We start from the raw sequence: 12985 nt of genomic DNA on the forward strand, positions 1-12985 counted from the left end.
TTGCTCATGAATCCTGCACAGTTGCGTCGTGTAAACGCTGACAGTTTTGCGCATTACCGCCACGGGCTGGCCGAGCTGCTGCTCGATGCCGTACACAACGGAGCGTCGGTAGGATTCATGGCTGACCTGAACACGGAACAGGCCCTGGCCTGGTGCGACAGCCTGAAGACCGATATCACCAGCGGCAGTCTGCTGTTGTGGGTAGTGGTTCAGGACGAACAGGTACTGGCCAGCGCGCAATTGTCGCTGTGCCAGAAGCCCAACGGCCTCAATCGTGCAGAAGTGCAAAAGCTCATGGTGCTGCAAAAGGCCAGAGGCCGTGGGCTGGGTACTCAACTGATGGAAGCGGTCGAACAGGCTGCCGTCCAGCAAAAGCGCGGCCTGCTGCATCTGGACACCGAAGCCGGTTCGCCTGCGGAGGCCTTCTACCGCGCCCTCGACTACACCCGTGTGGGCGAACTGCCGGATTACTGCGCCACACCGGATGGTCGCTACATGCCAACCGCCATTTATTTCAAAACCTTGGGGCAACAGACATGATCCCTGGCCAATACCAGATTCAGCCCGGCGACATCGAACTCAACGCCGGACGCCGCACCATCAGCCTGACCGTTGCCAACAGCGGCGACCGTCCGATTCAGGTCGGTTCGCACTTTCACTTTTTTGAAACCAACGACGCCCTGACTTTCGACCGTGCCGCCAGCCGCGGCATGCGCCTGAACATCCCGGCCGGCACCGCCGTGCGTTTCGAGCCGGGCCAGTCGCGAGAAGTGGAACTGGTGGACCTGGCCGGATTGAGGCGGGTTTTCGGGTTTGCAGGCCGGGTTATGGGAGACCTGTAGAACGTGTCCGCACCAGGTCCAGTTGCAAGCGCCAGGCTACAAGCTGCAAGAAACAGCAGCAGCCGCGCTTGTGATCCGCTTTTACTTGAAGCTCGCAGCTTGAAGCTTGCAGCTCAAAATTCGAGACCCGATAAATGAAAATAAGCCGACAAGCCTACGCCGACATGTTCGGCCCCACCGTTGGCGACAAGGTGCGCCTGGCCGATACCGAGCTGTGGATCGAGGTCGAAAAGGACTTCACCACCTACGGAGAGGAAGTGAAATTCGGCGGTGGCAAGGTCATCCGTGACGGCATGGGTCAGGGCCAGTTGCTGGCCGCCGAAGTGGTGGACACGCTGATCACCAATGCCCTGATCATCGATCACTGGGGGATCGTCAAGGCGGACGTCGGGATCAAGGATGGCCGGATCGCCGCCATCGGCAAGGCGGGCAACCCGGATATCCAGCCGGACGTGACCATCGCCGTGGGCGCGGCGACCGAGGTAATCGCCGGTGAAGGCATGATCCTGACCGCTGGAGGCGTCGATACGCACATTCACTTCATCTGCCCGCAGCAGATCGAAGAAGCGCTGATGAGTGGCGTGACCACCATGATCGGTGGCGGCACCGGCCCGGCCACTGGCACCAATGCCACCACCGTCACGCCAGGTCCGTGGCACATGGCTCTCATGCTGAAAGCCGCCGACTCGTTCCCGATGAACATCGGCCTGACCGGCAAGGGTAACGTCAGCGTTCCCGGCCCGTTGATCGAACAGGTCAAGGCCGGAGCCATCGGCCTGAAATTGCACGAAGACTGGGGCACCACGCCTGCGGCCATCGACAACTGCCTGAGCGTGGCTGACGAATACGATGTGCAGGTCGCGATTCATACCGATACGCTCAACGAATCGGGCTTTGTCGAAACCACACTGGCAGCGTTCAAGAACCGCACCATCCACACCTATCACACCGAAGGTGCCGGTGGCGGTCACGCTCCCGATATCATCAAGGCCTGCGGCTCGCCCAATGTCCTGCCCAGCTCCACCAACCCGACCCGGCCATTCACCCGTAACACCATCGACGAGCACCTGGACATGCTGATGGTCTGCCATCACCTGGACCCCAGCATCGCCGAAGACGTGGCCTTCGCCGAAAGCCGTATCCGCCGGGAAACCATTGCCGCCGAGGATATCCTTCACGACCTGGGCGCGTTCTCGATGCTCAGCTCCGACAGCCAGGCCATGGGCCGTGTCGGCGAAGTGATCATGCGCACCTGGCAGACCGCCGACAAAATGAAGAAACAGCGCGGCCCTTTGCCTGGAGACGGTCCGGGCAACGACAACTTCCGCGCCAAGCGTTATATCGCCAAATACACCATCAACCCGGCGATCACCCACGGCATCAGCCATGAAGTGGGCTCCATCGAAGTGGGCAAGTGGGCGGATCTGGTGTTGTGGCGTCCAGCGTTCTTCGGCGTGAAACCCACCCTGATTCTCAAGGGCGGTGCCATCGCGGCCAGCCTGATGGGCGACGCCAACGCCTCGATCCCGACGCCACAACCGGTGCATTACCGCCCGATGTTCGCCAGCTATGGCAGCTCGTTGCATGCCACCAGCCTGACCTTCATCAGCCAGGCAGCGTTCGACGCCGGCGTGCCGGAAACCCTGGGCCTGAAGAAACAGATTGGTGTGGTCAAAGGCTGCCGCAGCGTGCAGAAGAAAGACCTGATTCACAACGACTACCTGCCCGACATCGATGTCGATCCGCAGACCTATCAGGTCAAGGCTGATGGGGTGTTGCTATGGTGTGAACCGGCGGATGTACTGCCCATGGCGCAGCGATACTTCCTGTTCTGATCCCGCAAGGGCCTTCCTTCAGGAAGGCCCTTTTGGTTTTCAGTCTTCCAGGAGCCTCTCGATTTCCTGTTCGTAATCGTCCTGCTCGTGAACGCCGCTCATTCTCGACACCTCAGCACCGTTCCTGAAAAAGATGACCGTGGGGACACTGTCTACGGCGAAATTCTCGACAGTCGCCTCAGTGCTGTCGGCATCTAACCGAAGAATCAATATCTGGTCATCGAACGTTGTCGCGAGGTCATCGATGATCCGGCTGGTCAGGGCACTGTCACTGCTGCCCGAAGTACTGAACTCGGCCAGTACGAGTCTGTCCGTGGTAAATATCTGATCCTGAAAGCTGTCATCATCCACATTCATAACGTTCATGATTCAATTTCTCCTATTTGATCTACAGGAGCGGGATGTACGCGATACCTCATTCACAAAACGTCTTCATCGCTAGCGAGTAACCTATAACTGCTCTCTCACCTCGTCTACCTGTCAGAAATGACAGTATCCGCCTCTTCAAAGGCGTCAGACGGCTGTTTGTCGGACAAGGCAAAAACGGTAATATGCCCGGCACCCCTCATTACCCCTGAAGCAAGGTAACCGACAATGCGACTATCTGAATTCATCGTCGCTCATGTGGATAGCATCGTCGATGAATGGGAAGACTTCGCCAAGACGCTGAAACCCGCGGCCGACACCATGAGTCGTGTCGAACTGCGCGACCATGCCAAGTCGATTCTGCTGGCGGCCGCCAGAGACATGGAAGCGGTCCTGAGCAAGCGCGATCAAGCCATCAAGGCTCCCAAGTCCGCGCTGAAACTCGATGAAGCAGCCGCCAGCCATGGTGAACTGCGGCACACCGTAGGCTTCGACCTGGTGCAGATGACCTCCGAGTTTCGCCACTTGCGCACCAGTGTCATCCGGCTGTGGAGCGAAAGCCTGAGCGCACCGGAGCCGACCGCGTTCGAGGACATGATCCGTTTCAACGAAGTCATCGACGAAGCCCTGGCCGAATCCACGGCAGCCTACGTCGAGCAGGTCACCCGTTCCCGGGACATGTTCCTGGCCATTCTCGGCCATGACCTGCGGGCACCGTTGCAGGCCGTCAGCATGTCCACGGAAATGCTGATGCGCAAAGAACAGCAGGATGAAAAGACGCTCGCCTATATTTCTCAGATCAAGAGCAGTACACGCCACATGGGCGTCATGGTCGCAGATTTACTGGAGTTCGTGCGCAGCCGCCTGGGTGCCAGCCTGCCGGTCGAGCGCAAACCCATGGACCTGGCAACCGCCTGCCGTGAAGCCATCGAAGAAGCCTGTGCCGGGCAGCCGACCAGCACACCGCATCTGAAAATCGAAGGTAATACCCGGGGCGAATGGGACAGCTCAAGAATCGGTCAGCTGCTGCAGAACCTGATCGGCAATGCACTGCAACACGGAACCGCAAACCACGAAGTCACCGTCAAGGTCACTGGCTGGGAAAACAGCGTGGAACTGATTGTCCACAACGACGGCGAGCCCATTGCCGAAGAGGCCATCGGCACAATTTTCGATCCGATGGTGCGCAGCGTGAATAATGACTCGGACACCCGGCAGCCCTCGACCAGCCTCGGTCTGGGACTGTTCATCGTCAAGGAAGTGGTGAACGCTCATGCGGGCAGCATCACCGTGACCTCGAACATCGGCGAGGGAACCACCTTTACCGTGGTCTTGCCACGCGGCGTCTGAACATTCAGGTGGCCGGTCATCGACCACCTGACAGACGACTCAATTACCCCACTGACTCCGCGGATCAAAGGCAGCCTTGTCGGCCAGCTTCTGCCAGAGCGCCCTGGTGGCCTCGTCGACCGTGCGGGGCATGACAATCTTGAGCTGAGCGTACAGATCGCCACGCTCGCCTTTCTTGTCCAGCAGGCCATTGCCCTTGATGCGCAGGCGCTGACCGTTCTGACTTTCCGGCCGGATGGTCAGGTTGATCTTGCCGGTCAGGGTCGGCACAGCCACCTTGGCACCCAGCGCAGCCTCCCATGGAGCAAGCGGCACGGTAATGATCAGGTCATGGTTCTCCACCTCGAAAAGCGGATGCGGCGCCAGGCGAATGATCAGGTACAGATCGCCATTCTCGCCACCTGCAACACCGGGCGCGCCCTGACCCTTGAGGCGGATACGCTCGCCATCCACGACTCCGGCAGGAATCTTCACGTTCAGGGTCTTGGTGATATCCGCCATGCGCTGCCCGTTGGGGCTGTGCTGGGGAACCTTGAAGCTGACCTGCTTGGATTCGCCCGACAGGGTTTCTTCCAGGAAGATCGCCAGTTCCATTTCCACGTCCTGTCCCTTGCGACCCTGGTTACGTGTACGGCCACCCTGCTGCTGGGCGCGACCGCCAAAGATCGAGCTGAAGAACTCGGAGAAGTCCGTGGTATCCCCACCAAAACCACCGCCGCCCGCACCCGCACGGCTTTGCCAGCCGGGTGGAGGCTGAAAAGGCCGGCCCTGACGCCCGTACTTGCGCAGCTCGTCATACTCGGCGCGCTTTTCCGGGCTGCTCAGGACTTCATAAGCCTCGGACGCTTCCTTGAACTTGTCTTCCGCGCCAGCTTCTCTGCTGACGTCCGGATGATACTTGCGCGCAAGCTTGCGATAGGCCGCCTTGAGCGCCTTGTCATCGACCGTCGGCTCAACGCCGAGAATCTTGTAATAATCTTTGAAATCCATCTAACGATCACCCATCCCCAATATGTCCAGCGCAACTCCGTGCGTCGGTGTAATGCGCACAGCATCCTCTTATTTGAGGCAATCCGGATAATTTCGCGCTGGATAATGTAACGCATCTGGCGCCGGGCACATGAAATACAGCCCGGGTCTGCCGACAATTCCCTGAAGATTGGGGTGAGCGGCCAGAGTTCAAGCCTTGGGTGCAATTACCGATAACAACCTATCTACTGTTTTCCCCGCTACGCAATCGCGATGCACTGACATACACTGCGCGGCCGTTTTTTGACTGGAACGTAAAAGACATGAATGACCAATCCCCGGCCCGTGCCTGCGGCATCGATTTCGGCACGTCCAATTCCACTGTCGGCTGGCAAAGACCTGGCGTGGAGGCGTTGATTGCGCTGGAGGACGACAAGATCACCCTGCCGTCGGTGGTGTTCTTCAATATGGAAGAACGTCGCCCGGTGTATGGCCGCCTGGCACTGCACGAGTACCTGGAAGGCTACGAAGGCCGCCTGATGCGCTCGCTCAAGAGCCTGCTGGGTTCCAAGCTGATCAAGCACGACACCAGCGTGCTGGGTACAGCGATGCCATTCAAGGATTTGCTGGGGCTGTTCATCGGCGAGCTGAAAAAGCGTGCAGAACGCACCGCTGGCAGGGAGTTCGAGCAGGTTGTGCTGGGTCGTCCGGTGCATTTCGTCGATGACGACGCCCAAGCCGATCAGGAGGCCGAAGACACCCTGGCCGAAGTCGCCCGCAAGATCGGCTTCAAGGACGTGTCGTTCCAGTACGAGCCGATTGCTGCCGCCTTCGACTATGAATCCGGCATCAACAGCGAAGAGCTGGTACTGATCGTCGATATCGGCGGTGGTACGTCGGACTTCTCTCTGGTGCGCCTGTCACCGGAACGCCGTACCCACAATGATCGCCACCAAGACATCCTGGCCACGGGCGGCGTGCATATCGGCGGTACCGACTTCGACAAGCAATTGAGCCTGCAAGGCGTGATGCCGTTGTTCGGTTATGGCAGCCGCATGAAAAGCGGTGCCTACATGCCGACCAGCCATCACATGAACCTGGCGACCTGGCACACCATCAACGCCGTGTACTCGCAGAAATCCCAGCTGGCCTTGGGCAGCATGCGCTACGACATCGAAGACACCGGCGGCATCGACCGCCTGTTCAAACTGATCGAACAGCGCGCCGGGCACTGGCTGGCGATGGAAGTGGAAGAAACCAAGATACAGCTGACCCATGCCGACAACCGTCACGTCCCGATGGACCGCATCGAAAGCGGCCTGAGCGTGGACTTGAGCCGGGCAATGTTCGAGTCAGCCATCGACGCACAGCTTGAACGTGTGCGTGACAGCGTCCGCAAACTGCTGAGCGATGCAGGCGTAGGCGTCGAGCAGGTGAACACGGTGTTCTTCACCGGTGGTTCAAGCGGGATTCCGGCCTTGCGCAACAGCGTGTCAGCCATGCTGCCCAATGCCCGACATGTGGAAGGCAATATATTCGGGAGTATTGGGAGCGGGTTGGCGATTGAGGCCAAGAAGAGGTATGGGTAAGGCGTGAGCTGCAAGTTTTAAGCTTCAAGCTGCAAGAAAAAGCGGGCGGTGTACGCGCTGTGCTTTTACTTGCCGCTTAAAGCTTGCAGCTTGAAACTTCCCCTCCTACACCAACCCTTCCTTCTGTAGCTCGCTCTTGAGATACGCATAATAAATCGGCCCTGCCACGACGCCCGGCAGGCCGAAGGCTGCTTCGAACAGGAGCATGGCCAGCAGCAGTTCCCAGGACTTGGCATTGATCTGCCCGCCGACGATCCGCGCATTGAGGAAGTATTCGACCTTGTGGATGACGATCAGGTAGGTCAGCGCCGCGAAGGCCACCCAGATCGAGACCGACATGCCGACGATGAAGATCAGGGTGTTAGACATCAGGTTACCCACCACCGGCAACAGGCCGAGCAGGAAGGTCATGATGATCAGGGTCTTGGTCAGCGGCAGGTGAATGCCCCACAACGGCAGGACAATCGCCAGGAACACTGAAGTAAAGGCGGTGTTGAGCAGCGAGATCTTGATCTGGGCAAAGACGATGTTGCGAAACGCACGGCTCAGCAGGCTCAGTCGGTCAAACAGCGCAGCGGCCAGCGGCTTGCGGGTGTGAACGTCCGAGATGCGCTGCAAGGCGATGATCGCGCCCAGTACCATGCCGATCAGCATGGTCACGAACATGTGGGCAGCGCCCTTGCCGATCATCTGCAACTCACCGATATGCTTTTGCAGCCATTGGCCCAAGGACACCTGAAACTCGGCCGCACTGGCAGGCAGGTAGGCATCGATGAAAGGCGGCAATTGCCCACGGGCCCGCTCCACCAGGACCATGAACTTGTCCAGTGACGCGCCGGGGTTCTCGGCTTCATGCAGTACAAAACTGATGGCGCCAGCGAAAATCAGGGTCAGCAGACTGACAATGATGGTCCCCAGCAAGGCCACCGCCAGCCAGCGGGCACGCTCGCCGGAAATCAGGCGTTGCAGCCTGGGGGTCAGCATGTTGACCAGTTCGTAGACCAGCAGACCGGCCAACAGACTTGGCAGGAGCTTGAAAGGCAGGATCAGCAGCAGACCGCCAAAGACCAGAATCCAGCTGGCTAACAACACCTGACGCGCAGAAAACGTTGGCATAAAGTCTCAACGGGCGGCACAAAGAAGACGGCAGTCTGCCAGCGTTCAGAGCCGAGGACCAGTGATCCGAAGGCCTGAACAGCAATAGCGCGACCCTTGGCTGAAGCGCTGCGGCGGGAATCAGGCCAGAGGGCTTTATTTCCCGCACCTGAACCGGCATTCGGACGGATGCGTCCCTCGCCGGAAAATTATTTCTTCTTGAGACAATCGCTCATGAAACTCTTGCGGGCATCGCCCTTGAGGGCCTGGGTGGTGGCTGTCGCGTTGCAGGTCTTCATTTTTTCCTGCTGGGTTTGCGCCGGAGCCGGTGCCGCTTTCAGGCAGGTACTCATGAAGGCCTTGCGCTCATCGCCCTTGAGCGATTTGGCACTGGCGTCAGCATTGCAGGAAGTCATTTTGTTCTGCTGCTCCGTGGCGGCAAAACCTTGGGCGGATACCATCAGACCAACGAGCAACAAAGAAATACCGAGCGTCTTCATCAGGTCAACTCTCCATAACGACCGTGCCGATCAGCGCAGCCTCAGAAGAGTGTAGTCAAAGATGTTGCGATGTATGTCGAGCCAAGACGCCCCATCGGGTGGATAATCCCCTCAGGTTTTTTATCGGTTATCCCATGCAATACGCCTTTCCTCTGCTGACCATCCTGATCTGGGCAGCCAACACCGTGATTACCAAGGCTTCATCGCTGGTGATCTTCCCTTCCGAGATCGGTTTCTACCGCTGGTTGCTGGCGGGCCTGCTGTTTACGCCCTTCATGCTGAGGCCCGTGTGGAAGAACCGGACGCGGATCAAACCGGTGCTGGGCAAGATCATCATTCTGGGCGTGCTGGGCATGGCGGTGTACCAGAGCCTGGCGTATTTCGCCGCCGGCATGACCACGGCCACCAACATGGGGATCATTCAATCCCTGGTGCCGATGATGGCGCTGGGGCTTTCCATCGCCTGCCTGGGCAATCGCCTGACTTTCGGTGCCCTGCTCGGGGCCGTACTGTCTTTTGCAGGCGTGGTCGTGGTGGTCTCGGCTGGCAACCTGAGCGCACTCGTGGAACAGGGCATCAATCGCGGGGATGCGATGGTTCTGGTCGCGGCTGCTGCCTACGCTGTCTACAGCACCCTGCTGAAAAAATGGCAACTGTGCCTGCCGCCCTTGCAGTTGCTGTATTTGCAGATTCTGGTGGCAATCATTGTGCTGTTTCCGCTGTTCATTCTCTCGCCCAGAACCGGCCTGAACATGAGTAATATTCCCATGGTTCTGTATGCGGCCATTCCGACCTCGATGCTCGCGCCCTGGTTGTGGATGACGTCCATCATGCGGCTGGGGCCCAGCCGCACGACGCTGTTCTTCAACCTCATGCCCATTGCTACCGCGCTGATCGCGGCCGCCTTTCTGGGCGAACGACTGGCGCTCTATCACCTGGCCGGCGGAGCCTTGACCCTGTGCGGAGTCATCCTGGCAGAACGCTGGAAGACCCCGCTGCGGCAGACGACCTAAAGGCCGGCGGCTTTCAGGCGTGCGGCGTGGTCAAGAAAGAGCTTCACGGGGTTCGCACCCTTGCCTACAAGGCCAAAGGTCTGGTTGACGATATCGAAGTGGTCGAGGGGAAAGTCATCACCGATCACGGTGCCCAGGTGTGAGCTGAAACGCCCGACCATACCGTCGCACTGGCCCTTTTCCTTGACGAAGGTGCGGGCGAAGATCCGACAGGTGACGTTGGTCCCGTCGATCAGGTTGCGCCCACGATTGGTAACGCCTGGCTGCAGAATCCCGGACCAGGAGTAATAACGCACCCCATTGACCAGTTCCTCACCCTGACCACCCCAGGTATGCGGCAGCCCCTGAGGGTACTGCCGGTTGAACAGTGCCACCCCGGTCGTGGTCAGGGACTGGTGGGAAGCCGAGATATTCATCGGCAACTTCGGCCCGCGATACCCGGTTTCAAACACCGTGATCGTCCAGGACAGCAAACCGATCACCGCATTCACCACACGCCCGCCCGCACTGCCTACCGGGAAAGTACGCTCCAGATAATCCGCCAGTTCGGAGCCATGATTGGGACCGGCCACAGAGGTCACCGAAGCCACCAGATCCGGGCGCTTTGCGGCGACATAACGAACCGTCAGTGCGCCTTGGCTATGGCCGATCAGGTTGACCTTGGACACACCGGTTTCGCGGATGGTCTTCTCGACAACCTTGAGCAACTGCTCTCCCCGTATCTCGGTGGAGTTGACCCCGGAAACCATCACCGGAATCACCGTCGCCCCACCCCGCTCCAGCGCCTTTATGATGCCGAACCAGTAGGGATAGACCAGTAAACGCACAAACCCCAACAACCCGGGCACGAGCAGCAACGGATATCGCGTAGCTTGTTCTTGCGCCATATATGCCTCTCCCACGTTAGCCAATAGCTAGAACCTTTGGGTTTGTTTGAAAAGTCACCGAGCGGTGATCAGGCAAGGCGAGCCTGTTTTCAACGCTGCCTGGTCGACGCGCAGGTACTTTTCAGACAAAGCCTAGCGGTGTTTGGCAGCAAGACAGATATATATGACAAACACACGTACTGCCCTATAGCCATCAATTATCGAACTCTCGCACACCTTCCCGGCTCCAACCTCCATCGGGCCAAGAACGGCTCTGTCATGCGGAGAGACAACGATGTACAAGAAAATCCTGGCGGCTACCTGTGTATTGGGGACATTGGCGGGTTGTGGCACCACTACCGTGCAGAATCCGGTGGACTTCGTGACCTATCGCGACGAACCGCTGGTCAAGCAGGTCGAAAACGGCATGACCCGACAACAAGTCCTGACAATCGGCGGTGAGCCATCGTCCATCTTCGAGCGCAAGGTGAACCCGGGAACCTGCAATAACTACGTGTTGTTCAAGGAAGGCCACAAGCAGGTCTATCACGTGAGCTTCAACGGCGACGGCCGTGTGAACCACAAAGGCTTCATGACCTGCGAACAGCGCGAAGCGAACGAACGCGCCATGTGACGTGCGCCGTGTAGTAATAAAAAGCTCGTTGCAGCAAGCACCGGGCTTTTCACCACTCCCAGTCTTTCTCCATGTACTCGACCGTGGGTGGCAGGACGGAATGCAGGAATTGCAGGTACTGCTCGAATAACGCCTTGTCGGGGAAGTGGGCCACAAAGCCTGTGGTGATATCAGTGCAATGGATAACAATGATTGAGCGCTTAGGATCAATCGTGACGAAGTTATGCATATCCCATGGACGAGTCTCTCGATGATGAATCGGGTTCTTCCAATTCAGCAAAGTACGCGCTGCCCCGATTGAAATGGCGGCTGGGCCGAGCAGGAAGAGCAGCGAGCCGGTGGCGAGCGCGACGCCGAGAAAGAGCAGGATGGTGAAAATGGCGATGCCTTTGAAGAGCGGGCCTGCAAAGCTTGGGTAGTAGTCGTAGTACTCGACAGAGCCTGCCTGGATATCTATTTGGTAATTGAATATGGTCTTTTTTCTGGCGACAAGCATAATCATGTAAGTCGCGGAAACCACTGCCGCACAACCGAACCCTATAAGCAGTTCCACATCAGCGGGAAGCGTATTCCACATCATCCATACGCAATAAAGAAAGGGTAAGAGGCATGACAATATTATTACAATATAAATCTTTCTTAATTCCTTTGGTGGGCAGTCAATTGTTTTGATACTCCAGACCATTACGGATATCTCTTTGCAAGAAGGTACGCTCTGCTCTGCATTGTAAGGCATTATGTTATTCATCATATTTCTTATTCCGGAAGAGCAAGGATCAATGCGTTGGCACGGCTTTTTTTACTGACTTCAATTTGTGTGAGTGTTGAGCCATCTACAACCATGCTTCCCTCTTGGCTTAGTTCTATCTGGTAAAGATAGCTTTGAGCTTTTTCACCCGAGACACCGACTGCCTTCGGATACCAGATTTGCAACTCGATGTAGGTGGCATCTTCCCTCAGCGGAACCCAGGTCTGCCAGACAACATCCTCGCCCGCAGGAAAACTCGGAAAATACAGATCCGATGGGTGATAGGGCTTTTGTTCATTGCCGAGCCTGCCGAACTCCTTGAGCGGAGTAAACTTGCCAAGCTCTTCAAATTTATCTGCAATGGGTGTATTGGCTTCCTCCGTAGGCAGAAAACCGAAAGGTCGTGTACTGCTGATTACGTTAAGCTGAACCCATTGCCCGCGTATGGTTTCAGGCAAACGTATTTGTATCCAGGCACCGTTTTGCACTGGCATATTTACATACCCGGCTGCACCTATGTATATCTGCCTATATTCAACCGTGCTTTTAATGAGGATTTGCGGGCTTAACTGGATCTCCAATAGAGCGCGCTTTTCTTCGAACTTTCCTTCTGGAGTATCCGTATGCCGATGTTCAGACGAGCGCGACCAGCAGCATTTCCTCAACCACCAACCGACACTGTCCTGCTTGAAATAGTTCAGAACCATGGTGGCAATTAAATAAACGACACCTGCTATTAGAAGACCGATGGTAAACCACGTACTCATCACAAAAAACACGACCTTACTGTAGAGAGTTAGGCCTGCAATTAATTGAAATGTACCGGCAGTAATCATCACAAAGACAGAAATGCCTTTTACAAAAAGCGCTGCTTTCTCCTCCTCTGTTTTAGCATTCTGGTAATCGCCTCTAATATCCCAAAGCTCCAACACCGCCGCCACCACTGCAAAAGCTCCCAACGCCACCATCGTGACCCTGAACCCGCGAATCGCATCCCCCCAGACCTTATTCCCCTGAGCTTTCCAATAGGCGGAAGAGCGATCCAGAATACCGATGTCATATCCACCAATAACCACCGGCTTCGCCTCCTTGATCACCGCCCACGGCGCTTCAACAAACACTGCCATCAACAGGTTGAAGCTGTACCCCAGGCTGTAACCGACCTTGACGATATCCTT

Annotated in this window: 13 protein-coding genes and 1 pseudogene; 7 read left to right on the top strand and 7 right to left on the bottom strand. The window is 57.2% G+C overall.

The genetic code is table 11. From position 1 onward, the window contains the following. The first annotated feature begins 6 nt into the window (after nt 1-6). The 3 genes from K5D32_RS18130 (at nt 7) to ureC (ending at nt 2677) form a co-directional block, all read left to right on the top strand. Nucleotides 7-540 (top strand): GNAT family N-acetyltransferase, encoded by a 534-nt coding sequence (locus K5D32_RS18130; RefSeq protein WP_221601320.1) that lies wholly within the window; start codon nt 7-9, stop codon nt 538-540. Further along, the gene (locus K5D32_RS18135) at nt 537-842 is read left to right on the top strand and encodes an urease subunit beta (protein WP_095068296.1); all 306 of its coding nucleotides are present in this window, start codon (nt 537-539) and stop codon (nt 840-842) included. Before K5D32_RS18130 ends, K5D32_RS18135 begins: the two co-directional genes overlap by 4 nt. Nucleotides 843-976: 134 nt before the next feature. Further along, on the top strand, nt 977-2677 hold the full coding sequence (gene ureC / locus K5D32_RS18140; RefSeq protein ID WP_025262173.1) for an urease subunit alpha: 1701 nt from the start codon (nt 977-979) through the stop codon (nt 2675-2677). Between the two features lie 39 nt (nt 2678-2716). Here the strand turns inward: ureC and K5D32_RS18145 are convergent, their stop codons facing one another. Continuing rightward, the gene (locus K5D32_RS18145; protein WP_221578551.1) at nt 2717-3043 is read right to left on the bottom strand and encodes a co-chaperone YbbN; all 327 of its coding nucleotides are present in this window, start codon (nt 3041-3043) and stop codon (nt 2717-2719) included. 228 nt (nt 3044-3271) lie between these two features. On the opposite strand from K5D32_RS18145, the gene K5D32_RS18150 reads away from it, so the two are divergent. Further along, nucleotides 3272-4393 carry a sensor histidine kinase KdpD gene (locus K5D32_RS18150; RefSeq protein WP_221578552.1) on the top strand — a complete coding sequence of 374 codons (1122 nt, stop codon included), beginning with the start codon at nt 3272-3274 and terminating at the stop codon, nt 4391-4393. A 39-nt stretch (nt 4394-4432) separates the two neighbouring features. Here K5D32_RS18150 and cbpA read toward each other — a convergent pair whose 3' ends face one another. Next, nucleotides 4433-5383: a curved DNA-binding protein gene (cbpA, locus tag K5D32_RS18155; RefSeq protein ID WP_221601321.1), complete on the bottom strand. Its 951-nt coding sequence runs from the start codon at nt 5381-5383 to the stop codon at nt 4433-4435. Between the two features lie 302 nt (nt 5384-5685). Here cbpA and K5D32_RS18160 point away from each other — a divergent pair, with 302 nt between their 5' ends. Then, on the top strand, nt 5686-6951 hold the full coding sequence (locus K5D32_RS18160; RefSeq protein ID WP_221601322.1) for an Hsp70 family protein: 1266 nt from the start codon (nt 5686-5688) through the stop codon (nt 6949-6951). A 105-nt stretch (nt 6952-7056) separates the two neighbouring features. Here K5D32_RS18160 and K5D32_RS18165 read toward each other — a convergent pair whose 3' ends face one another. Together K5D32_RS18165 and K5D32_RS18170 are read right to left on the bottom strand one after the other, a co-directional pair. Beyond that, nucleotides 7057-8067 carry an AI-2E family transporter gene (locus tag K5D32_RS18165; protein ID WP_221578555.1) on the bottom strand — a complete coding sequence of 337 codons (1011 nt, stop codon included), beginning with the start codon at nt 8065-8067 and terminating at the stop codon, nt 7057-7059. 188 nt (nt 8068-8255) lie between these two features. Further along, nucleotides 8256-8546 carry a PsiF family protein gene (locus K5D32_RS18170; RefSeq protein ID WP_025262180.1) on the bottom strand — a complete coding sequence of 97 codons (291 nt, stop codon included), beginning with the start codon at nt 8544-8546 and terminating at the stop codon, nt 8256-8258. 134 nt (nt 8547-8680) lie between these two features. On the opposite strand from K5D32_RS18170, the gene K5D32_RS18175 reads away from it, so the two are divergent. Then, nucleotides 8681-9559 carry a DMT family transporter gene (locus K5D32_RS18175; protein WP_221578556.1) on the top strand — a complete coding sequence of 293 codons (879 nt, stop codon included), beginning with the start codon at nt 8681-8683 and terminating at the stop codon, nt 9557-9559. Here K5D32_RS18175 and K5D32_RS18180 read toward each other — a convergent pair. After that, complete coding sequence (locus tag K5D32_RS18180) at nt 9556-10446, bottom strand: triacylglycerol lipase (RefSeq protein ID WP_198727632.1); 891 nt, start codon at nt 10444-10446, stop codon at nt 9556-9558. The two genes, K5D32_RS18175 and K5D32_RS18180, sit on opposite strands and share 4 nt — an antisense overlap. Before the next feature lie 274 nt (nt 10447-10720). On the opposite strand from K5D32_RS18180, the gene osmE reads away from it, so the two are divergent. Next, entirely contained in the window at nt 10721-11059 is a 339-nt protein-coding gene (gene osmE, locus K5D32_RS18185) for an osmotically-inducible lipoprotein OsmE (RefSeq protein WP_221578557.1), read from the top strand. A gap of 49 nt (nt 11060-11108) precedes the next feature. On the opposite strand, the gene K5D32_RS18190 is transcribed toward osmE, so the two are convergent. After that, nucleotides 11109-11639, bottom strand: a complete 531-nt coding sequence (locus tag K5D32_RS18190) for a permease (protein ID WP_221601323.1) — start codon at nt 11637-11639, stop codon at nt 11109-11111. A 176-nt stretch (nt 11640-11815) separates the two neighbouring features. Continuing rightward, a pseudogene (locus tag K5D32_RS18195) lies at nt 11816-12985 on the bottom strand (hypothetical protein); the annotation flags it as partial.

Origin of the sequence: Pseudomonas cichorii, from assembly GCF_019719005.1 — a bacterium.
GTDB lineage: Bacteria > Pseudomonadota > Gammaproteobacteria > Pseudomonadales > Pseudomonadaceae > Aquipseudomonas > Aquipseudomonas cichorii_E.

Excerpts from the sequence above, each read along its gene's own strand:
- K5D32_RS18130 (WP_221601320.1), top strand. The coding sequence starts at position 7 with ATGAATCCTGCACAGTTGCGTCGTGTAAACGCTGACAGTTTTGCGCAT.
- K5D32_RS18135 (WP_095068296.1), top strand. The coding sequence starts at position 537 with ATGATCCCTGGCCAATACCAGATTCAGCCCGGCGACATCGAACTCAAC.
- ureC (WP_025262173.1), top strand. The coding sequence starts at position 977 with ATGAAAATAAGCCGACAAGCCTACGCCGACATGTTCGGCCCCACCGTT.
- K5D32_RS18145 (WP_221578551.1), bottom strand. The coding sequence starts at position 3,043 with ATGAACGTTATGAATGTGGATGATGACAGCTTTCAGGATCAGATATTT.
- K5D32_RS18150 (WP_221578552.1), top strand. The coding sequence starts at position 3,272 with ATGCGACTATCTGAATTCATCGTCGCTCATGTGGATAGCATCGTCGAT.
- cbpA (WP_221601321.1), bottom strand. The coding sequence starts at position 5,383 with ATGGATTTCAAAGATTATTACAAGATTCTCGGCGTTGAGCCGACGGTC.
- K5D32_RS18160 (WP_221601322.1), top strand. The coding sequence starts at position 5,686 with ATGAATGACCAATCCCCGGCCCGTGCCTGCGGCATCGATTTCGGCACG.
- K5D32_RS18165 (WP_221578555.1), bottom strand. The coding sequence starts at position 8,067 with ATGCCAACGTTTTCTGCGCGTCAGGTGTTGTTAGCCAGCTGGATTCTG.
- K5D32_RS18170 (WP_025262180.1), bottom strand. The coding sequence starts at position 8,546 with ATGAAGACGCTCGGTATTTCTTTGTTGCTCGTTGGTCTGATGGTATCC.
- K5D32_RS18175 (WP_221578556.1), top strand. The coding sequence starts at position 8,681 with ATGCAATACGCCTTTCCTCTGCTGACCATCCTGATCTGGGCAGCCAAC.
- K5D32_RS18180 (WP_198727632.1), bottom strand. The coding sequence starts at position 10,446 with ATGGCGCAAGAACAAGCTACGCGATATCCGTTGCTGCTCGTGCCCGGG.
- osmE (WP_221578557.1), top strand. The coding sequence starts at position 10,721 with ATGTACAAGAAAATCCTGGCGGCTACCTGTGTATTGGGGACATTGGCG.
- K5D32_RS18190 (WP_221601323.1), bottom strand. The coding sequence starts at position 11,639 with ATGATGTGGAATACGCTTCCCGCTGATGTGGAACTGCTTATAGGGTTC.